The sequence below is a fragment of the Saccharopolyspora erythraea NRRL 2338 genome (genome assembly GCF_000062885.1).
GTDB lineage: Bacteria > Actinomycetota > Actinomycetes > Mycobacteriales > Pseudonocardiaceae > Saccharopolyspora_D > Saccharopolyspora_D erythraea.
Window position 1 is genome coordinate 6,999,911 of the sequence record NC_009142.1, and the last position, 20,408, is coordinate 7,020,318.

Below are 20,408 nucleotides of genomic sequence, written 5' to 3' on the forward strand. Positions count from 1 at the left end.
CCTGTTCCTCGGTCACCAGTGCAACGCCGCGGTGTGCACCGGTGCGTCCCACAGCTCGGTGAGCTCATCGTCCAGTTTGAGCAGCGTGAGGCTCATGCCCTGCATCTCCAGGCTCGTCGTGTAGGGGCCGACCAGCCGCCGCCGGACCCGGATGCCGCGTTCGGCGAGCAGCCGCTCGGCGATGCCGTGCGCGAGGTAGAGCTCGATGAGCGGGGTGGCGCCCATGGAGTTGGTGAACAGCAGCACGTCGTCGCCGTCGGCATACGGAAGATCATCCATGACGGCGTCGAGGAGCCTGCTGACGACGGCGTCCGCCTTCTCCAGCGGCAGCCGCTCGCGACCGGGCTCACCGTGGATGCCGATGCCGATCTCCATCTCGTCCGGCCCCAGCGAGAAGCTCGGCTCCCCCGCGTGCGGCACGGTCGGTGCGGTGAGCGCCATGCCCATCGAACGCACCCGCGACACGACTCGCCTGCCCAGTTCCTCGCACTCGTCGAGCCCGGCACCGCGTTCGGCCGCGGCACCGACGATCTTCTCCACCAGCACCGTGCCACCGACGCCCCGGCGGCCCGCCGTGTGGGTGGAGTCCTTCACCGCCACGTCGTCGTCCACCAGCACCGTGCGGACCTCGGTGCCTTCCGCCTCCGCAAGCTCGGCGGCGGTCTCGAAGTTCAGCACGTCGCCGGTGTAGTTCTTGACCACCAGCAACGCGCCCGCGCCGCCGTCGGTCTCGCTGATCGCGGCCTGCACCCCGTCCGGGGTCGGCGAGGTGAACACCGCACCCGGCACCGCGGCGGCGAGCATGCCAGGGCCGACGAAACCGGCGTGCAGCGGCTCGTGGCCGGAACCGCCGCCGGAGATCACCGCGACCCTGCCCCGCACCGGGGCGTCGGCGCGCACGACCACGGCCGGGTCGGTCCGGACGCGCAGCAGTTCGGGATGCGCCGCCGCCATGCCCCGCAGCGATTCGGCGACCACGTCCGCGGGCTCGTTGATGATCTTCTTCACCGCTGTCCTCCTTGACCGCCGGTGCGGGCGAACGTCCGATGGACCCAGGCGCAAATGTGCACGCAAGGTTGCCTACATCGCATCCTCACACGTTCGCGGGCCGTCGCCCGGCCGATCGCGGCCGGGAGCGGGCGAGGCGCCCGCCGCCCACGCGCGGATCGTTCCGCGCCGCGGTCGCGGAGGCAAGGGCGCGCGGGGCGCAGGGCTTGTGCCGCGCCCTTGCGACGTGCGGGGCCTCCGGCCGGCTCGCGGTGAGAGGCCCCGCCGGGAGGACAGCCACGGAGGCTGGACGGCGGGGCAGGCTTGGCGCCTCCAGGCTCACGGCTCGGCAGACGTCCAGGCCCGGGCTCGGCGGCCCGTCGTGCGCAGGGCCCAGCGAACTTCCAGGTCCGGGGCTCGGCGGACCATGCACGGCTCGGGGGCCTTCAGGCACCGGACGCTCGGCGACCTGCCAAGGCTCAGCCGACCTCCTGGCCCGAGGCTCGGCGGACCGTGCGGGGCTCGATGGCGCGTCGCGCACGCCTCGACCGCAGCGGTCTGGCGCCGGCGTCCAGGCGGAGGGGCCTGCCACCCAGTCGGCGCGGGGACGTCGGCTGCGTGCGTCGGCCCTGCTCAGCGCCCGCGGAACAGGCGCAGCAGGCGGACCAGCCGCCGCACAGTGCGGTTCGAGCGGCCGAACGTCATCGGGTTGAGCGGGATGCGGTACTTGAGCCTGGTCACCGCCTGCGCCCGGGTGAACTCCCGTAGGCCGTCCTCGCCGTGGATCCGGCCGAACCCGGAGTCGCCGACACCGCCGAAGGGCAGCGCGGGGACCGCCGCGAACGCGATCACCGAGTTCACCGCGACCATCCCGCTCCGCAGGCGCCGGGCCAGCTCAGTGCCGCGCGCCCGGGAGAACACCGTGCCGCCCAGCCCGTAGCGGCTGTCGTTGGCGCGTTCGACGCCCTCGTCGGCGCTGCGCACCCGTTCGACGACGATGGTCGGGCCGAAGGTCTCCTCGGTGGCCGCGGCCGCGTCCGGCGGCACGTCGGTGAGCACGACCGGCTCGACGAACGGCGGCCGCACCGAGTGCCCGCCGCCGACCAGCGCGCGGGCACCGCGTTCGAGCGCGCCGTCGACGTGGTCGCGGATCACGTCCACCTGCGAGGGCATGGTGATCGGCCCGAAGTTCGCGTTGGGCTCGCCGCCCGGCCGCAGCTTGGCGGCGCGCTCGGTCACCAGGTCGAAGAACCGGTCGGCGACGGCGTCGACGACGTACACCCGCTCGACGCCGATGCAGGTCTGCCCGGCGTTGGACATCGCGCCCCAGACCGCGGCGTCGGCGGCGGCGCTCAGGTCGGCGTCGGCGTCGACGATCAGCGCGTCCTTCCCGCCGCACTCCACCAGCACGGGGGTGAGGGTGCGGGCGCAGGTGGCCATCACGCGCTTGCCGGTCTCCGTGGAGCCGGTGAACGCGACCTTGTCCACACCCGACTCGCACAGCGCGGCCCCGGTCGGCCCGAAGCCGGTCACCACGCTGAGCACCGGCTGCTCGGGTACGACCTCGGCGAGGCTCTTCGCCAGCCACTCGCCCACTCCGGGCGTCAGCTCGCTCGGCTTGAACACGACGGTGTTGCCCGCCGCCAGCGCGTAGGCGATGGAGCCCATCGGCGTGAAAGCCGGGTAGTTCCAGGGACCTATGACTCCGATCACACCGAACGGCAGGTACTCGACGGTCGCGGCCTGGTTCGCCATCAGGAAGCCCGACGGCACCTTGCGGCGGCGCAGCACCTTCTCGGCGTTGGCCGCGGCCCAGTGCAGGTGGTCGACGACCAGGACCAGCTCCAGGCGGGCGTCGTCGAGCGGCTTGCCGGTCTCGGCGCAGATGACGCCCGCGAGCTCGTCGAGCCGGCGCAGCAGCAGCTTGCGCCAGGCGTCCAACCGCTGCTTGCGACCGGAGAAGCCCAGGTCGGACCACCACTGCTGGGCCTTGCGGGCGGCCGCGACGACCTCGCCGACCTCACCGGCGTCGTGTACGGGGTGCCGGCCGACGACCTCACCGGTGCGCGGATCGAGCGATTCGAACGTGGGCTGCGGATCCAACTCCGCCTCGGTCGATGTCTCGACGCTGCCACGGGCGGTCCCGGTCATCGCTGGCCTCCCACCATTTCATTGGTCGTTGTAATCCTGCAGCCTACGGAATGTCGCCACGAAAGGGCGACCACCGGAGGGAGCGGACGCCGCCGGATGTCTTCTTCGTCCGGTTTCCGCGGGTCAGCCGACCGGCACCCCGTCATCACCGACCGGGTGGCGACGACCTGTGCTTCCACCGCAACGTTGGTGTAGTTGTACTCGCTCCCTCACCTGATCTCCGGCAGCGCCCGGCACAACGACACGGTGGTGTCCCCACCCGATCACCTGCCGTCGTGTCACGCAGAGCGACGAAGCGGTGCGGTGACGGCCTCTCCAGCGGCATCGGTCGCGCCCGAATCAGCACGTTCCCGACCACGTGCACTGATCCGCTCGATAGTGTGACCCGCGTGTACCGGTACGCGTCGCTGATCGCCGTTCTGCCTCTCGTCCTCACGGTCGCCGGATGCTCGGCCGGAACGGAGAGAACCACCGGGCAGCGGGAGACCGTGCCGGTCGCCAAGCCCGACGTCGAGAGCGCGGCGTTCTTCGACGACCGGCTGACGGCCGCGAAGCTGCGTGCGGTCGACCCGTGCGCGCTGCTGCGCGGCACGGACCTGAGCGAGCACGGACAGCCCGCGGGTGACGTTCTCAGCGATCTCGGCGCGTGCTCGAACTTCATGAAGACCCACGACGGCGGGCCGTTCAACGTCACCCTGTACCTGCAGGCCGACGGTTTCGACTTCAGCAAGCACCGCATCGCCGGGCTGCCCGCCGAGATCACCGCCGACTCCGACCCCTGCTTCGTCCGGGTCGCCTACCAGGGCGCGGAGGGCATGCTGTCGTCGCCGCGGTCGATGCAGCTCCAGCTCGACACCGAGCTGCCCGATCCCTGTTCGGCCGCGGTGCAGATCATGCACGAGGTCGTCGAGCAGATCCGCACCAATCCGCCGATCGCCGACCGCGGCCCGGCCGAGCTGTCCGGGATCGACCCCTGCACGACGCTCGACCCCGTGGTCGTGCGCGACACCACGATGGGAGTCACGGCCTCCCCGGAGCCCGCCGGGATCTACGCGTGCGACTGGCACGCGGACAACGGCGTGGACCTCAAGGTCGACTTCGCCACCGGCACCCCGGAGACCGGCACGCTGCCGCCCGCCGACATCGGCGGCGTCGCGGCGGCGGTGCTGCCGTCGTCGGAGCTGAACAGCTGCCGGGTCGAGTGGGAGCACCGCCGCACGCCCGCGAACGTCAACGGCATCGAGCGCGTCCAGGTGCAGGTCTACAACAACAACAACAAGATCCCGATGGACCCGTGCGCGAACGCGTTGAACGCGGCACGGGCGGTGAAGGCGAAGCTTCCGGTCGGCTGAGCGGAAGCCGCGCTCGGCTGAGCAGAAGCCGCGGCCGCTCGACCGGAGCGGTCGGCGCGACGGGCACGGCTCGCTCGACGGACACGGCTCGCGACGGGCACAGTTCGCTCGACGGGCACAGTTCGCTCGACCGGCAGGCACGGCTCACGACGGGCACGGGGCCCGCTCGACGGCACGCCCGCTTGATGGGCACGGCTCGCGACGGGCACAGCTCGCTTGACGGCACGGCCCGCTCTTACCTCGCCCTCGACAGCGCGAAGCGCCGCACCCGCCGGAGCGGGACGCGGCGCTTCGCCGTCCGGCTATTGGTGCGCGGACTCGTCCGGCACCCTGATCGGCCGCAACCTCGCCCACAGCACGAAGAGCGCGGTGAAGACCAGCATGCCGACGCCGCTCCACAGGTTGATGTTGATGCCCGCCGCCTTCGCGACGTCCTCCGGGGCGGTCGCCACCACCCCCACGACCAGCAGCACCAGCCCGTAGATCGCGAACAGCGCCGCGATGATCACCCGGATGTCGAAGGCACCCGCGGTGTGCCCGGAGCGAGGGGTTTCGTTCGCCATTGGGTTGCCTCCTGTCAGCCGAAGATGATGTTGAGCAGCACGGTGATCACCAGCACGATCCCGGCGAGCAGACCCGGCCTGCGGTACCAGCCGGCGTCCTCACCGCTGGTGGAGGCCGTGCGGGACTCCTTCGGGGTCAGCGAGTACACCAGCCCCACCAGCTCGGTGTCGGCCTTCGGCCGGGTCGCCATGCTGACCAGCACGCTGACCACGATGTCGACGACGAACGCCGCACCGGCGCCCACGAAGCTCGCGCCCTGGCCCGGCAGGTCGAGCACGCCGCCCTCGGACAGCCCGAACACCGTCACCGCCGCCAGCGTGCCCAGCACCAGGCCCAGCCAACCGGCGGTGGGCGTCATCCGCTTCCAGAACATGCCCAGGATGAACGTGGCGAACAGCGGCGCGTTGAAGAACGAGAACAGCTGCTGCAGGTAGTCCATCAGGTTCTCGTAGCCGGCGGCGATGAACGCGGTGCCCACCGCGACCACCGTCGCTCCGACGGTCACCCACCGGCCCATGTTCAGGTAGTAGTGGTCAGGCTTGTCCTTGACGATGTAGGCCTGCCACAGGTCGTAGGTGAAGACCGTGTTGAACGAGCTCAGGTTCGCCGCCATACCGGCCATGAACGAGGCGAGCAGACCGGCCAGCGCGATGCCGAGCAGACCGTTGGGCAGCAGGTCGCGCATCAGCAGCAGCAGCGCGTCGTTGTAGTCCACGGCGCCCGCACCGGTGGCCTTGTAGGCCGAGAGGTCCGGGACCAGCACCGCCGCGATCATGCCCGGGATGATCACCAGGAACGGGATGAACATCTTGGGGAACGCGCCGATGATCGGCGTGCGCTGCGCGGCCGACATGCTCTTGGACGCCATCGCGCGCTGCACCTCGACGAAGTTCGTCGTCCAGTAGCCGAACGAGAGCACGAAGCCCAGGCCGAACACCAGCCCGACGACGCTGAGGAAGCTGTTGGTGAAACCGGTCAGCTCGTTGCCGGGCCACGCGGTGAGCTGCTCGGCACCGCCGGGGCTCGCGCTGACCTTGGCGACCAGGCCCTCCCAGCCGCCGACCTTGGTCAGGCCGACGATGGTCAGCGGCAGCAGCGCCGCGACGATCACGAAGAACTGCAGCACCTCGTTGTAGATCGCCGCCGACAGCCCGCCCAGCGCGGTGTAGGAGAGCACGATCGCGGCCGCGATCAGCACCGAGACCCACAGCGGCCAGCCCAGCAGCACGTTGACGATGCTGGCCAGCAGGTAGAGGTTCACACCGGCGATCAGCACCTGCGCGACCGCGAAGCTGATGCCGTTGACCAGGTGCGCGGGTTTGCCGAAACGCCGCAGCATGAACTCGGGAACGCTGCGGACCTTCGATCCGTAGTAGAACGGCATCATCACGATGCCGAGGAACAGCATCGCCGGAACGGCGCCGATCCAGAAGTAGTGCATGGTCGGCATGCCGTACTCGGCGCCGTTGGCCGACATGCCGATGATCTCGATCGCGCCGAGGTTGGCCGCGATGAACGCCAGACCGGTCACCCACGCCGGCAACGCCCGCCCGGACAGGAAGAAGTCCAGGCTGGTGGAGACCGAGCGACGCGCGAGATAGCCGATTCCGAGCACGAACACGAAGTAGATCGCAAGCAGCACGTAATCCACGGCGCTCGCGTCGAGCCGCAGCTCTACCTGGGCCAGCACCTGCACGCTACCCCACCTCCAGACCCAACAAAGTCAAACGATAATCACCACTCTTGCGGCAGCAGCCGGACAGTACCGCACAGTGGGATCAGTCACACCGGCCCGATATCATTTCGTTGGATCCTGACACTAAATCGATCCGGGCGACTCCGCTGGGTAGCCGAATTCGCAGTACAGCTCGGTAACGTCCGGCCGCTCGGGTGAGCGGCGGCGAGTCCGGCGCAACGCCCAACACAACGCGACACCGTCGAACACGCGGAGGGCTCCGGCAGCCCCGGCGGCCATGCGAGTGATTGCCGGAATGTCGGCTCCCCACAACGGAAAACCGGGGCGTAGCGTGACGGTACGGGTACACCAGCACACTCGCGGTGACCGAGGGGGAACTGTGAACGCCCGGATCGACCTGGCGATCATCGCCGGCCTCGAAGGACCACCCGCAGCGGTGCCGGAGCAGCGCCTCCGCCGGACCCCGCGGGCGTCAGCGGCGGAGGCGGCAGCCGGAGCGGCGGAGCCGCCGGAGGCAGCCGACGCGACGGGGAAGGCGGCGGAAGCCACCGACGCGGCGGGGCGCGCGAGCGGACGCGAAGCGGCGGGGCGCGCGAGCGGACGCGAAGCGGCGGGGCGCGCGAGCGGACGCGAAGCGGCGGGGCGCGCGGGCGCGGCCGAGCCGGCGGAGCCGGGCGAGGCGCAGCGGCCGCCGGGGTGGTGGTTCCCCCGGGTGCCGCGGCAGCGGTCGGGCCGGGACTCACGGCCGTCGGCGGAGCGGCCGGACGTCGGCTCGGACGCGCCGGGGGCGTCGGCCGAGCGGGACTCGGGCACGCCAGCGGTGCCTTCGGAGCGGGGCTCGGCGGCAGCGGGAACGTCCTCGTCGCGGGAGACGGACACGACGGCGCAGACGCGTAACTCGCCGCAGCGAGCGCGAACGGCGGAAGTCCGCACGGCGTCGAGGGCAGTGGAGACTCGAAAGACGGCGGGGGCGAGGGATTCTGCGAGCGCGCCGGGCAGATCCGGCGCGGCAGGCGCTGGTTCGGCGGACGCTGGTTCAGCAGACGCCGGCTCGCCGGAGACTTCGGCGGAATCGTCGACCGGAAGAACGCGGCTGCCCGCGGGTCACGATCAGCAGCGGAGGCAAGCGGATTCGGCCCGTGAGCCGAGCGCGGAACCGACGGCGGCCCAGGTCGGGTTGCTGCGCTATGCGAGCGCCCTGATCACCGGCCACCTCGCGCCGCCCGCGGTTCCGAGTCCCCGGGCCTGCGGTGGCGCGTTCCGCGCACACCACCGCCACCGCCGCTGAGCGCGCTCGGAACTGCCACCCGGCGCGGGTTCAGCCCGTGCCCACACCTCGGAGCAGGGTGTCCACGACCCGGGTCGCCAGCACGTCGGTGTCGCCGTCGTCGCGCCCTTGCTCGGCGGCCTCGTGGATCAGCGCGTAGTACACGCGGCGAGCCCACTCCGGATCGGCGTCCGCGCGCAGCACGCCGTCCTCCTGCGCCCGCCGGAACAGGCGCAGGCACTTCTCGCGCACGTCGGCGTGGATCCGCTCCACCTCCGGGTCGGCCGAGTTCATCCGGCTCATCGCGAAACCCCACCCGATCTTGACGCGGAGCACGTTCGCGGTGACCTGGTAGAGCGCGACCAGCGGAGGCGTGGTGTCGGACCGCGCCTCCTCGACCGCGGCGGCGAACCGCCGGGCCGCCCAGGCCGACATGGCCTCGACCAGCGCCTCGCGGCTGGCGAACCGCCGGTGGACCGTCGTCCTGGCGACCCCCGCCGCTTCCGCGACCTGCGCCATCGTCGCGGCCGGGTTCCGCACCAGCACGCGCTCGGCGGCCTCCAGGATCGCCAGCGCGGTCCGCTCCGAATCGGCTCGCATCGCTCGGCTCACCACGCCTCCCTTCACGCCGACGCCGGACCGAAGAGTACCGCAATGTCTCAATTAAAAACCTAGTTGCGTCATTAGTGTCGCATCTCTAGCGTTGTCGGCGACACCTTCGACGCAACTTTGAAAGGCCGGTCCCATGGACATGCACCTCAACGGCAGGACCGCCGTGGTCACCGGGGCGAGCCGCGGCATCGGGCTGGCGATCGTCCGCGCGCTGACCGCCGAAGGCATGGCAGTGCTCGCCGGAGCGCGCACCAACAGCCCGGAACTGGAAGCGACCGGAGCGCGGATCGTTCGCGCCGACCTGGCCACCCCGGACGGCCCGCAGGCCCTCGTCGAACAGGCCGGGGACGTCGATCTCCTTGTCAACAACGTCGGCGGTGGTGATGCCGGCGGCGTGAGCGGTGGCGGCATCGTCGGGGGCTTCCTGGACGTCGCCGACGAGCACTGGCAGCACCTGTTCGACGTGAACTTCTTCAGCGCCGTCCGCACCACCCGTGCGGCGCTGCCCGGGCTCCTGCGGCGCAGGGGCGCGGTCATCAACATCTCGTCCATCGGCGCGCGCATGCCGCACTCCGGGCCGATCGCCTACACGACGGCGAAAGCGGCGCTCACCGCGTTCGGCAAGGCCCTCGCGGAGGAGGTCGGCCCGCGCGGCGTGCGCGTCAACACCGTCTCGCCGGGCGCGGCGCGCACCGCGATGTGGGAGGCCCCGGACGGCTACGGGGCGCGGCTCGCGGAGTCGATGAAGATCACCCAGGAGCAGCTCCTGGCCGGACTCCCCGACGCGACGGGCGTGAGCACGGGCCGCTTCGTCGAACCCGACGAGGTGGCCGCGCTGGTGACCTTCCTGGCCTCACCCCACGCGCCGAGCATCCTCGGCGCGGACCACGTGATCGACGGCAACACCCTCAAGGTGGTGTGAGGGCGACGTCGAGGTGGCGAGGCACCCCGCGGGCGGACAGACGCGGCAGTGTTCGGGGCGGTGCGGCGCCAGCGGGACGCGGCGGTGCGGCACCTCGCGGCGGGGCGCTGGGGTGTCTAACGGGCGGGGCGGCGGGGCACCTCGCGGCGGGGCATCTCGCGGGCGGGGGCGGCGGTGTTTCTCGCGGACGGGCGAGACTCCTCGCGGACCGGGTGCAGTGGCGTCCCGCGGGCAGGGCAGCGGGGTGTGTGTCCCGCGAACCGGGCGGCGGGTGTCCGCAGGCGCGTCAGCGAGGGCGGGGCGTATCGCGGGCCGGGCGCAAGGCCTCCCGCAGGCACGTCAGCGAGGCACATCGCGGACAGAACGCAGCGACCTCCCGCGGACGCGTCAGCGAAGGCGGGGCGGCGACTGCCCGCAGCGGGCGGGTGTGGACCGCCGCTGCCTGCCGCCCGTCGTCGGGGCGGCAGGCGTCAGAAGAGGCGGAATTCGTCGGGTTCGATGCCGCGGAGCTTGTCGTAGTCGAGAACGACGCAGCGGATGCCCCGGTCCTCGGCGAGCGTTCGCGCCTGCGGCTTGATCTGCTGCGCGGCGAAGACACCGGTCACCGGCGAGAGCAGCGGGTCGCGGTTGAGCAGCTCCAGGTATCTGGTGAGCTGCTCCACGCCGTCGATCTCGCCCCGCCGCTTGATCTCCACCGCCACGCTCGCCCCTTCGGCGTCGCGGCACATCAGGTCCACCGGCCCGATCGCGGTCGGGTACTCGCGCCGCACCAGCGACCAGCCGTCGCCGAGGGTGGTGACGTGCTCGGCGAGCAGCTCCTGCAGGTGCGCCTCGACACCGTCCTTGACCAGCCCGGGCTCCACCCCCAGCTCGTGCTTGGAGTCGTGCAGGACCTCCTCGATGGAGATCACCAGCTTCTCCCCCGCCTTGTTCTGGACGGTCCAGACCCCCGGGTCCTCGATCAGCCAGCACGGCGGACTCATCCAGTTCAGCGGTTTGTAGGCGCGGTCGTCGGAGTGCACGGACACCGAACCGTCGGCCTTGACCAGCAGCAGGCGCTGCGCCATCGGGAGGTGGGCGGTGAGGCGCCCCACGTAGTCGACCTGGCAACGGGCAATGACAAGACGCACCCGGCACAGGGTACGGACGGCGATCTCCGCCCCCGATCGGGGACGCCCGCAGCCGAGGCTGCGCCCGGGTCATCCCAAGGAGTGAGCTACCGTTCGCCCTCGTGTCGTTCGCTCGAAGCCTGCTACGGGTCAAACCAGCCGAGCAACTCGCCGACGAGGGCTCGCACACCCAGCTCCACCGCACGCTCGGCCTGGTGCCGCTGGTGGCGCTGTCGGTGGGCGCCACCCTCGGCACCGGCATCTTCGTGGTGCTCGCCGAAGCGGCCCCTGCGGCCGGGCCCGCGGTGGTCGTGTCGTTCGTGCTGGCCGGGCTCGCCGCCCTGTGCTCCGCGCTGTCCTACGCCGAGCTCGCGGGCAGCGTGCCGGTCTCCGGCTCGGCCTACTCCTACACCTACGCGACCCTCGGCGAGCTGGTCGCCTGGATCTGCGGCTGGTGCCTGCTGCTGGAGTACGGCGTGTCGGTCGCGGCGGTGGCGGTCGGCTGGGGCGGCTACCTCAACGAGTTCCTGCAGGGCACGATCGGGATGCGCATCCCCGACGCGCTGGCCGCGCCACCCGGCGAAGGCGGCGTGGTCAACGTCCCGGCGGCCCTGGTGGTCCTGCTGGCGATGAGCGTGCTGCTGATGAACGTGCGCGAGAGCGGACGGGTCACCACCGTCACCACCCTGCTCAAGATCGCGGTGCTGGTCTTCTTCGTGGCCGTGGCGATCACCGCGTTCAACTCGGACAACATGACGCCGTTCGCGCCCGCCGGCTTCGCGGGCATCTCGGCGGGCGCCTCGGCGGTCTTCTTCTCCTTCATCGGCTTCGACGCGGCGTCGACGGCGGGAGAGGAAGCGCGCAACCCAAGGCGCGACCTGCCCCGCGCGATCATGCTTTCGCTGGCCATCGTCACCGCGATCTACGTGCTCGTCGCCTTCGCGGCGGTCGGAGCGGTCGGCACGCAGGTCCTCGGTGACTCCGACGCCTCCCTGGCGACGGCGCTGCAGGTCGTCACCGGCCAGGGCTGGCCGTCGGTCGTGCTCGCCCTCGGAGCGGTCATCGCCATCGCGTCGGTGGTGCTGACGGTGCTCTACGGGCAGACGCGCATCCTCGTGTCGATGTCCCGCGACGGGCTCATGCCGCCGATGCTGGCGAAGGTCAACCGGCGCGCGGTGCCCGCCCGCAACACCCTGCTGGTCGGCGTCGTGGTGGCGGTGCTGGCCGCCGTCGTGCCGCTCAACCAGCTCGCGGAAGCCACCAGCATCGGCACCCTCGTCGCCTTCGGGCTGGTCAACATCGGGGTGCTGATCCTGCGGCGCACCCGCCCCGAGCTGGAGCGCAGCTTCCGGACGCCCCTCATGCCGCTGGTACCGCTGCTCGGACTGGCGCTGTGCGTGTACCTGATCACCGGCCTGGACTGGATCACGTGGATCACGTTCGGCATCTGGTCGGCGCTCGGCCTCATCGTCTACTTCGCCTACGGAATCCGGCGGTCGAAGCTGAACGGCGCCGGTGTCGGGGTCGGTAGCGGCAGCGGTGGCGGTGTCGCGGGCGAGGACGGGAACGAGAACGACAGCGGGGCTGGGAACTAGAACCGCGACCGGGACGGCGGCGGGGACGGGAACTCGCACGGCGTCGGCGCCGACGGCAACGGCGACGGCCGGGACCAGTACTGCGACGGTGGCGGTGCGGGGGCGGTCCGCTCGGAGGCTTTCCGGCGGGGACGCGGAGCGGTCACCCCCAGCGAGTGGTCAGCGGCCGCGGCGGGAGTTGAGCCGGGCGGCCTGGCGCGTCAGGTGGTCGCGCTCGGCGATGTTGGGTGCCTTTCGGGCCGCCTCGGCGTACAGCCGTGCCGCCGTCGCCAGGTCGCCGTCGCGCTCGTGGAGGTACGCCGCCACCGCGGCGTGGCGGGGCAGTGAGGCGTCCAGCGCGGCGAGCGCCGCCAGGCCGGCGCGCGGTCCATCGGCCTCGCCCACGGCCACCGCGCGGTTGAGCCGGACGATCGGGCTGTCGGTCAGGCGCGCGAGCTCGTCGTACCACTCGACGATCTGCACCCAGTCGGTCTCCTCGGCGGTGGGCGCGTCGGCGTGGAGTGCCGCGATCGCGGCCTGGGCCTGGAACTCGCCCAGCCGGTCGCGGGCGAGGGCCGCCTGCAGGATCTCGACGCCCTCGGCGATCGACTCGGTGTCCCACCGGCCGCGGTCCTGCTCGGCGAGCGGCACCAGGCTCCCGTCGTGCGCGGTGCGGGCGGCGCGCCGGGCGTGGTGGAGCAGCATCAGGGCGAGCAGCCCCGACACTTCGGGGTGGTCGATCGCGGCCGCGAGCTGCCGGGTGAGCCGGATGGCCTCGGCGGCGAGGTCGACGTCGCCGGAGTAGCCCTCGTTGAAGACCAGGTACAGGACGCGCAGCACGGTGGCGACGTCGCCGGGCTGGTCGAACCGCACGCCGGAGACGGTGCGCTTGGCCCGGCTGATGCGCTGCGCCATGGTCGCCTCGGGCACCAGGTACGCCTGGGCGATCTGGAGGGTGGTCAGCCCGCCGACGGCGCGCAGCGTGAGCGCGACCGCCGACGACGGCGTCAGCGACGGGTGCGCGCACAGGAAGTAGAGCTGGAGCGTGTCGTCCACCGCGGGCGCGGGCCCGGCCTCCGGCTCCTCCTCGACGAGGTCCTCACGCCGACGGCGGGCGGCGTCGGACCGGGTCTCGTCGAGGAACCGGCGCCAGGCCACGGTGACCAGCCAGCCCTTCGGGTCCCGCGGCGGGTCGGCGGGCCAGACGCGGACCGCCTCGACCAGCGCGTCCTGCACGGCGTCCTCGGCCGCCGCGAAGTCGGCTCCGCGGCGGACGAGGATCGCGAGCACGCTCGGCGTGAGGCTCCGGATCAGGGCCTCGTCCATCTGGGACGTCACTCCGTGATGGTGGGCGGCGCGGTCAGGAACGGCCGCACCTCCAACCACTCGTGGATCGGCTTCCCGCCCGCCCCCGGGGCGGCCGACAGCTCCCCGGCCAGCTCGACGGCGCGCTCGTAGCTGTCGACGTCGATGATCATCCAGCCGGCGATGAGATCCTTGGTCTCGGCGAACGGGCCGTCGGTGACCGGCGGGCGACCCTCACCGTCGTACCGGACCCACGCCCCCTCGGGCGCGAGCGCCTGACCGTCGACGAACTCGCCGGTCCCCTCGAGCCGGGCCGCGAAGTCGCGCATGTACTGCATGTGCGCAGAGACCTCCTCCGGCGACCACTGGTCCATCGGCACGTCGTTCACCGCAGCCGGAGCGCCGCGGTAGTGCTTGAGAAGCAGGTACTTGGCCATCGTGGTTCTCCTCGGTGCTGGTGCGACCCATTCTGGGCGCGTTCACCCCGGGGACGGAGCCGGACACGGGTTCTCGACATCGGCGGTCGGGATTTTTTGGGGATTTTTTGGGGCCGGGGGCGGGGGTGGGTGGCGGCTTGGGCTGACGGGGCGCCTTGGGAGCGGGGGCGCGGGGGGCTTTCGACGCACCCGCCCTGGCCTTGCGGGGCACCTTCGGCGCGGGGGCGCGAGGGCTTCGAGGTGGTCACCTTGGCCTTGCGGCTTGCTGAAGGGGCGGGGGCGCGGGGGGCTTTCGACGCACCCGCCCTGGCCTTGCGGGGCACCTTCGACGCGGGGGCGCGCAAGTTTTCGACGCACCCACCCTGGCCCTGCGGCTTGCGCTGGGAACGGGGTCTCTGGGGCGCTCGCCGCCCCCAGCATCCCCCGGCAGGTCTCCGGGATGAGCGGGTTTTCGAGGCATCCTGCGGTGGGGCGGGTGGCGGTAGTGGTGTTGCGTGTCAGCCCACTCGGAGCCAGACGGCGGAGTTGCCTGGGAGGGTGTCGCCGTCGAGCTTGATGCTGGAGAGCACGACCTCGCCCACGGGTAGTGGTACGGCCTCGCTGCCGGTGTTGACCAGGACGAGGATGTTGTCCGCCCGGCGGAAGGCCAGGACGTCGCCGGTGTTGTGGGTGGGCTCCCACTCGAAGCTCTCGTCCGCGGCGAACTCGCGGCGCAGCCGCAGGGCCGTGCGGTAGAGCTCCAGCATCGACTCCTCGTCGCCCTCCTGGGCCTCCACCGACCGCTCACCCCAGCCTTCGGGCTGGGGCAGCCAGCCGGGTTCGGTGCTGAAGCCCGCCGAGACGCCGTCGCGGGTCCACGGCAGCGGTACGCGGCAGCCGTCGCGGCCCTTCTCCTTGTGGTTGGTCCGCTCGTACTTCGGGTCCTCGAGCACCTCCACCGGCAGGTCGGCGACCTCGGGCAGGCCCAGCTCCTCGCCCTGGTAGACGTAGGCCGAGCCCGGGAGGCCGAGGGTGAACAGCACCGCCGCGCGGGCCCGCCTGGTGCCCAGTTCGAGGTCGGGGGCCGGGTGGGTGCCGTGGGTGGAGAGCCAGACCCGCAGGTCGGTCTCTGCGGGCAGTCCCAGGGCGGAGACGTGGCGCACGACGTCGTGGTTGGACATCACCCAGGTGGCCACGGTGCCCACGGACTTCGCGCCCGAGATCGACTCCTGCACGACCCGGCGGTACTCCGGGGCGTCCCAGCGCACGCGCAGGAACTCGAAGTTGAACGCCTGCTGCAGCTCGTCGGTGCGGGTGTAGCGGACGCGGCGCTCGTTCTGCACCCACGCCTCGGCGACACCGATGCGCGGCGGGTCGAACTCGTGGAACACCTTGTTCCACTCCCGGTAGACGTCGTGGACCTCGGGCCTGTCGAGGAACGGGTGGTCCGGGTTGGCGGCCAAGTCGTCGAGACCGGTGGTGCCCTCGCCGCCGACGACGTCGCGCAGCGGCTCGCTCATGTCCTTGACCAGCGCCGCCGCCACGTCGATGCGGAAGCCGTCGACGCCGCGCCGCGACCAGAAGCGGAGGATGTCGAGGAACTCGGCCCGGACGTCCGGGTTGTCCCAGTTCAGGTCGGGCTGCTCCTTGGCGAACAGGTGCATGTACCACTGGCCGTCGGGCAGCCGGGTCCAGGCCGGGCCGCCGAAGCGGGACTCCCAGTTGCTCGGCGGGTGCTCGCCGGCGTGCCCCTTGCCGTCGCGGAACACGTAGCGGTCGCGCTCCGGCGAGCCCGCCGGGGAGGCCAGCGCCTGCCTGAACCACTCGTGCTGGTCGGAGGTGTGGTTGGGCACGATGTCGATCAGCACCCGGATGTCCCGCTCGTGCGCGGCGGCGACGAGCCGGTCGAAGTCCTCCAGGGTGCCCAGGCTCGGGTCCACGTCGCGGTAGTCGGCCACGTCGTAGCCGCCGTCCGCCCACGGCGAGGGGTAGAACGGCGAAAGCCACACGGCGTCTACGCCCAGCCCCGCCAGGTAGTCCATCCTCGAGGTGATCCCGGCCAGGTCACCGATGCCGTTGCCATCGGAGTCGACGAAGCTGCGCGGGTAGATCTGGTAGATGACTGCGTTGCGCCACCAGTTCCGGCTCATGAGCTCCTCTTGTCCTCGCTACTCGTTCCCGCCGACGAGCCGCGACGCGGCTCGCGGGCCTGCGGTGGAGCCGCGGACCAGCAGGTTCGTGGCCAGCTCCACGTGCGGCACCGCCGCCGGGTCCGCGACGGCCTCGACGGCCAGCCGCGCGGCGACGGCACCCATCTCCGAGACCGGCTGGGCGACGGTGCTCAGGTCCAGCAACTCGGCCATGTCGTGATTGTCGAAGCCGAGCACCGACATCACCTCCGGAACCGCCAGACCGCTGCGCTGGAGCACCCGCAGCACACCCATCGCCACGTCGTCGGACTCGGCGAAGATCGCGGTGGGCGGCTCGGCCCGCGACAGCAGCTCACCGGCCGCGAGCGCCCCGCCGCGGGGCCCGGACTCCCCCACCAGCACCTGCGGCCGCACGCCCGCCTCGGCCATGGCCTCGCGGTAGCCGTTGACCCGCTCCGCCGAGCTCCACTCGAAGCCGGTGCTGTCGGCCGACTGCACGAAGGCGATCGAGGTGTGCCCGAGGTTGAGCAGGTGCCGGGTGGCCGACCTGGCCGCGGCGGCGTTGTCGATGAAGACGCTGGCGCGCTCCGGTATCCGCTGGCTGACGAAGACGACGGGCACCCCGACCTCGTCGAGCACGGCGATCTCGCGCTCGTCGAGGTCCAGCGACAGCGCGATGACCGCGTCGACGTTGCGCCGCAACGGCAGCTCGCCCAGGTACTCCTCCACGCCCCGCATGTCGCCGACCTGGTAGACGAGCATGTCCAGGTCCGCCTGCCGCAGACGCGTCCCGATACCCGCCAGCGCCACCCCGAAGAACCACGGCTGCAGGAACGGCACCAGCACCGCGACCCGCCCCGTCGCACCGGTCACGAGCCCTGACGCGTTGCGCGACACCACGTAGGAGAGCTCCGCGGCGGCTCGCTGCACCCGCTCCCGCACCTCCGGCGCGACGCCGGGTGCTCCGCGCAGCGCGCGCGACACCGTGGACAGGGAGACTCCCGCCCGGTCGGCGACATCGCTCATCCGGGAGTGCGGACTGGCAGCGGCCATGCCTGAACGCTAGCGACCGGCAGGTGGTTATGGCAACGCTGCCATTCGGCTTCCATAACGAAACAGCAGGTGGATCTGGCAGTTTTCCGCCCGCTGTTGACTCTTCGGGGGAACCGGTGCAAGCGTTTTCGTCCACTGCACGGAGTCGTCGAGGAGGCCGCCCATGCAGCTGTCACGCCGATCCCTGCTCGCCGGCGCGGCCGGTCTCGCGGTCGCCGGGTGCGGCCGGGCCGAGACCGACCCGCTGGCGGGCAAGAGCGCCGAACCGCCCACCCGTCCGGTCACCATCGAATGGCTCAGCCAGAAGCTCAAGTCCAACGACGGCTCGGACCTGCGCCAGGTCCTCGTGGACGCCTTCCGGGCCGCGCACCCCAACATCACCGTCCGGATCGCGCAGGCGCCGCCGACCACCGACGTGCAGCGCGCCACCCTGACCACCCAGATCGCCAGCGGCGCACCGCGCCCCGACGTCTACCTGGGCGACTGCGTCTGGCCGGCCCAGTTCGCCCACAACTCGCTGGCCACACCGCTGGACACGCTGGTGGAACCCGGCTTCTGGGACGACTTCGCCGAACCGGTGGTGACGTCGCTGACCTACGAGGACCGGCGCTGGGCGTTCCCGCTGTACCTGTCGGAGTCCTTCCTCTACTACCGGGCGGACCTGCTGGCCAAGCACGGCATCGCGGTGCCCCGCACGTGGGAGGAGCTCACCCGGGCCGCACGCGCCCTGACCGCCACCGGCGACGTCCGCTACGGCCTGAGCTGGCAGGCGGCCCCGTCCGAGACCCTGACCTGCAACGTCGCCGAGTTCGTCGCCGACGCCGGCGGCGAGCTGGTGGCTCCGGACTACAGCCGCGCGACGCTGGACTCCGCGGCGGGCAGGCGGGCGCTGGGGTTCGTCGAGGAGCTGGTCGGCACCGGTGTCTCACCGCGGTCGGTCGCGACGTTCAGCGAGCAGGAGTCGCTCACCACCTTCACCGGCGGGCAGGCGGCGTTCCTGCGCAACTGGGCGTACGCGTGGGGAACCGCGCAGGACCCCTCCGACTCGCAGGTGAGCGGGCGTATCGGCGCGACCTTCCGGCCGACTTTCGACGGCGCGACGCGCTCGCGGGTGTCCACAGTGGGCGGATGGCACAACTTCGTCAACCCGCACACCGAACAGCTCGGGGCCGCGGTCGCGTTCGCCAGGTGGATGTCCGGTGTGGACGCGCAGCTCATCCTCGGCATGCGCAGCACCCAGCTCCCCGCGTCGCTCACCGCGGTCAACGACCCACGCATCCGCCAGAACGACAACCCGGTGCTGCGGATGGTCCCGGAAGTCGACCTCGCGCCCCGGCCGACCCGCACGCCGTACTACCCGCAGGTCAGCGAGGCCGTCTACAGCAACATCAACCCGGTCGTCGCCGGTTCCTCCGACCCCGGCGCCGTGCTGGCCAAGGTCTCCTCGGAGATCGACTTCGCGCTGAGCGGGGTGGTCCTTTGAACGCCATGCGCGCCCGCCTGGGCTGGCTCTACACCGCACCGGCGCTGATCGTGGTGGTCGCGGTGACGATCTTCCCGATCCTGTTCTCCGTCGTCCTCAGCTTCACCCGGGTCCGCGTCACCTACGGCGGGTTCCGGGTCGAGGAGCTGACGCTGGACAACTACGTGGCGCTGTTCCAGTCGTCGGAGTGGCACTACGCCGTGCTGTTCACGTTCTTCTACACGGTCGTCACCGTCACCATCGAGCTGGTGCTGGGCGTGCTGGCCGCACTGGTGCTGGAACGGCTCGGCGCGGCGCGCGGGTGGGTGCTGGCGCTGCTGCTCATCCCGTGGTCGATGATCACGGTGATCTCCGCGCAGCTCTGGGCCTTCATCTACAACTCCACCTACGGGGTGGCGACGTGGCTGCTGGAGGCGCTGTTCGGCACGGCGCCGATCATCCTCGGCACCCCGGTCCCGGCGATCACCGGCATGATGGTCGCCGACATCTGGAAGACCACGCCGTTCGTCACGATCATCGTGCTGGCCGGTCTGGTGATGCTCTCCCGCGAGGTCTACGAGTCCGCCGAGATCGACGGCGCGAACGCGTGGACGACGTTCTGGCGGGTCACGCTGCCGCAGCTGAAGTCGACGCTGGCGGTCGCGGTGCTGTTCCGCATCCTGCAGGCGTTCGGGGTGTTCGACCTGCCGTTCGTGCTCACCACCGGCGGGCCGGGGACCGCGACGCAGTCGCTGGCGATCCTCGGCTACAAGACCCTGTTCCAGGACCTGCACATCGGGCCGGGAGCGGCGATCGCCACCAGCACCGGGTTGCTGGTGATCGGCGGCTGCCTGCTGTTCCTCAAGGCGTTCCGCGCCCAGGTCGGCAAGGAGGACCTCGCATGACGCGCAGACGCGGCGCACGCCGCATCTTCAACCTGGTCAACCTCGGCGCGCTGGTGCTCGTCGTGGCCACCGCGGCACCGCTGTACTGGATGGTGGTCAACTCGCTGAAGGGCGGCGCCGAGCTGGGCGCCACCCCGCCGACGCCGTGGCCGTCGGACCCGACCGTGGACAACTACGTCCAGGCGTTCGCCGGCAACGGCTTCGGCGGCTACCTGGTCAACAGCCTCGTCGTCAGCGTCGTGTCGACCGTGGTCGTGGTGTCGCTGGCGACCTTCGCCGGCTACGCGCTGGCCAGGCTGCCCATGCGCGGCAGACGGCCGTTGATGATCGCGCTGCTGATGATCTCGGTGTTCCCCGCCATCGCCGTGGTCACCCCGCTGTACCTGGTGGAACGCCAGCTCGGGCTGCTCAACTCGCACCTCGGGCTGATCATCCCCTACGTCGCGTTCAACCTGCCCCTGGCGATCTGGATCATGCGCAACTACATGCTCGGCGTGCCCACCGCGCTGGAGGACGCCGCCACGGTCGACGGCGCGAGTCCTACCCGCACGGTGCTGCAGATCGTCGTACCGGTGGTGCGGCCGGGGATCCTCACCGCGGCGATCTTCACCTTCACCGCCACCTGGACCGAGTTCCTGATGGCGCTGACGTTCAACTCGCAGAACGACTACCGCACCATCCCGGTCGGCATCTCGCTGTTCGGCAGCTCCTTCGAGGTGCCGCACGGCACCATCTTCGCCGCCGCGGTCTCGGCGACCGCGCCGATCGCGATCCTGGTGCTGGTCTTCCGCCGCTCCGTCGTCTCCGGCCTCGCCAGCGGCGCGGTGAAGGGCTGACGGAGGGCACGCGCCGTGTGCGTCGCCGCGGAGGGCCCCAGGCAGGA

Annotated in this window: 16 protein-coding genes; 6 read left to right on the top strand and 10 right to left on the bottom strand. The window is 71.5% G+C overall.

Going from position 1 to position 20,408, the window contains the following annotated elements; all coding sequences use genetic code 11:
- Positions 1-12: 12 nt before the first annotated feature.
- Together dhaK and SACE_RS30010 are read right to left on the bottom strand one after the other, a co-directional pair.
- On the bottom strand, positions 13-1,008 hold the full coding sequence (dhaK, locus tag SACE_RS30005; protein WP_009944303.1) for a dihydroxyacetone kinase subunit DhaK: 996 nt from the start codon (positions 1,006-1,008) through the stop codon (positions 13-15).
- A 612-nt stretch (positions 1,009-1,620) separates the two neighbouring features.
- Positions 1,621-3,138 carry an aldehyde dehydrogenase family protein gene (locus SACE_RS30010; RefSeq protein WP_009944302.1) on the bottom strand — a complete coding sequence of 506 codons (1,518 nt, stop codon included), beginning with the start codon at positions 3,136-3,138 and terminating at the stop codon, positions 1,621-1,623.
- A gap of 389 nt (positions 3,139-3,527) precedes the next feature.
- Here SACE_RS30010 and SACE_RS30015 point away from each other — a divergent pair, with 389 nt between their 5' ends.
- Positions 3,528-4,490 carry a DUF3558 domain-containing protein gene (locus SACE_RS30015; protein WP_011874993.1) on the top strand — a complete coding sequence of 321 codons (963 nt, stop codon included), beginning with the start codon at positions 3,528-3,530 and terminating at the stop codon, positions 4,488-4,490.
- 302 nt (positions 4,491-4,792) lie between these two features.
- On the opposite strand, the gene SACE_RS30020 is transcribed toward SACE_RS30015, so the two are convergent.
- The 3 genes from SACE_RS30020 to SACE_RS30035 form a co-directional block, all read right to left on the bottom strand.
- Positions 4,793-5,053, bottom strand: a complete 261-nt coding sequence (locus tag SACE_RS30020) for a hypothetical protein (protein ID WP_009944300.1) — start codon at positions 5,051-5,053, stop codon at positions 4,793-4,795.
- 14 nt (positions 5,054-5,067) lie between these two features.
- Entirely contained in the window at positions 5,068-6,750 is a 1,683-nt protein-coding gene (locus tag SACE_RS30025) for a sodium:solute symporter family protein (RefSeq protein WP_009944297.1), read from the bottom strand.
- Positions 6,751-8,068: 1,318 nt separating this feature from the next.
- Positions 8,069-8,617, bottom strand: a complete 549-nt coding sequence (locus SACE_RS30035) for a TetR/AcrR family transcriptional regulator (protein ID WP_009948511.1) — start codon at positions 8,615-8,617, stop codon at positions 8,069-8,071.
- Positions 8,618-8,762: 145 nt separating this feature from the next.
- Between SACE_RS30035 and SACE_RS30040 the strand changes: the two genes are divergently transcribed.
- The gene (locus SACE_RS30040) at positions 8,763-9,551 is read left to right on the top strand and encodes an SDR family oxidoreductase (protein WP_009948510.1); all 789 of its coding nucleotides are present in this window, start codon (positions 8,763-8,765) and stop codon (positions 9,549-9,551) included.
- Positions 9,552-10,021: 470 nt separating this feature from the next.
- Here the strand turns inward: SACE_RS30040 and nucS are convergent, their stop codons facing one another.
- Positions 10,022-10,681: an endonuclease NucS gene (gene nucS / locus SACE_RS30045; protein ID WP_009948509.1), complete on the bottom strand. Its 660-nt coding sequence runs from the start codon at positions 10,679-10,681 to the stop codon at positions 10,022-10,024.
- 101 nt (positions 10,682-10,782) lie between these two features.
- Here nucS and SACE_RS30050 point away from each other — a divergent pair, with 101 nt between their 5' ends.
- A complete protein-coding gene (locus SACE_RS30050) occupies positions 10,783-12,255 on the top strand; it encodes an amino acid permease (RefSeq protein ID WP_009948508.1) in 1,473 nt (490 codons plus the stop codon).
- A 159-nt stretch (positions 12,256-12,414) separates the two neighbouring features.
- Here the strand turns inward: SACE_RS30050 and SACE_RS30055 are convergent, their stop codons facing one another.
- From SACE_RS30055 to SACE_RS30070, 4 genes are all read right to left on the bottom strand, one after another.
- Complete coding sequence (locus SACE_RS30055) at positions 12,415-13,560, bottom strand: RNA polymerase sigma factor (protein ID WP_009948507.1); 1,146 nt, start codon at positions 13,558-13,560, stop codon at positions 12,415-12,417.
- Positions 13,561-13,568: 8 nt separating this feature from the next.
- Positions 13,569-13,976 (bottom strand): YciI family protein, encoded by a 408-nt coding sequence (locus SACE_RS30060; protein WP_009948505.1) that lies wholly within the window; start codon positions 13,974-13,976, stop codon positions 13,569-13,571.
- A 497-nt stretch (positions 13,977-14,473) separates the two neighbouring features.
- Positions 14,474-16,105, bottom strand: a complete 1,632-nt coding sequence (locus SACE_RS30065; RefSeq protein WP_009948504.1) for a glycoside hydrolase family 13 protein — start codon at positions 16,103-16,105, stop codon at positions 14,474-14,476.
- Positions 16,106-16,123: 18 nt separating this feature from the next.
- Complete coding sequence (locus SACE_RS30070) at positions 16,124-17,158, bottom strand: LacI family DNA-binding transcriptional regulator (RefSeq protein WP_009948503.1); 1,035 nt, start codon at positions 17,156-17,158, stop codon at positions 16,124-16,126.
- Positions 17,159-17,321: 163 nt separating this feature from the next.
- Between SACE_RS30070 and SACE_RS30075 the strand changes: the two genes are divergently transcribed.
- The 3 genes from SACE_RS30075 to SACE_RS30085 are packed head-to-tail and all read left to right on the top strand — an operon-like array spanning position 17,322 to position 20,361.
- Complete coding sequence (locus SACE_RS30075; protein ID WP_009948502.1) at positions 17,322-18,641, top strand: extracellular solute-binding protein; 1,320 nt, start codon at positions 17,322-17,324, stop codon at positions 18,639-18,641.
- Between the two features lie 5 nt (positions 18,642-18,646).
- Positions 18,647-19,525, top strand: a complete 879-nt coding sequence (locus SACE_RS30080; protein WP_009948500.1) for a carbohydrate ABC transporter permease — start codon at positions 18,647-18,649, stop codon at positions 19,523-19,525.
- Entirely contained in the window at positions 19,522-20,361 is an 840-nt protein-coding gene (locus tag SACE_RS30085; protein WP_009948499.1) for a carbohydrate ABC transporter permease, read from the top strand. Before SACE_RS30080 ends, SACE_RS30085 begins: the two co-directional genes overlap by 4 nt.
- Positions 20,362-20,408 lie beyond the last annotated feature (47 nt).

Excerpts from the sequence above, each read along its gene's own strand:
- SACE_RS30010 (WP_009944302.1), bottom strand. The coding sequence starts at position 3,138 with ATGACCGGGACCGCCCGTGGCAGCGTCGAGACATCGACCGAGGCGGAG.
- SACE_RS30020 (WP_009944300.1), bottom strand. The coding sequence starts at position 5,053 with ATGGCGAACGAAACCCCTCGCTCCGGGCACACCGCGGGTGCCTTCGAC.
- SACE_RS30035 (WP_009948511.1), bottom strand. The coding sequence starts at position 8,617 with ATGCGAGCCGATTCGGAGCGGACCGCGCTGGCGATCCTGGAGGCCGCC.
- SACE_RS30040 (WP_009948510.1), top strand. The coding sequence starts at position 8,763 with ATGGACATGCACCTCAACGGCAGGACCGCCGTGGTCACCGGGGCGAGC.
- SACE_RS30055 (WP_009948507.1), bottom strand. The coding sequence starts at position 13,560 with ATGGACGAGGCCCTGATCCGGAGCCTCACGCCGAGCGTGCTCGCGATC.
- SACE_RS30060 (WP_009948505.1), bottom strand. The coding sequence starts at position 13,976 with ATGGCCAAGTACCTGCTTCTCAAGCACTACCGCGGCGCTCCGGCTGCG.
- SACE_RS30065 (WP_009948504.1), bottom strand. The coding sequence starts at position 16,105 with ATGAGCCGGAACTGGTGGCGCAACGCAGTCATCTACCAGATCTACCCG.
- SACE_RS30070 (WP_009948503.1), bottom strand. The coding sequence starts at position 17,158 with ATGGCCGCTGCCAGTCCGCACTCCCGGATGAGCGATGTCGCCGACCGG.
- SACE_RS30075 (WP_009948502.1), top strand. The coding sequence starts at position 17,322 with ATGCAGCTGTCACGCCGATCCCTGCTCGCCGGCGCGGCCGGTCTCGCG.
- SACE_RS30080 (WP_009948500.1), top strand. The coding sequence starts at position 18,647 with ATGCGCGCCCGCCTGGGCTGGCTCTACACCGCACCGGCGCTGATCGTG.
- SACE_RS30085 (WP_009948499.1), top strand. The coding sequence starts at position 19,522 with ATGACGCGCAGACGCGGCGCACGCCGCATCTTCAACCTGGTCAACCTC.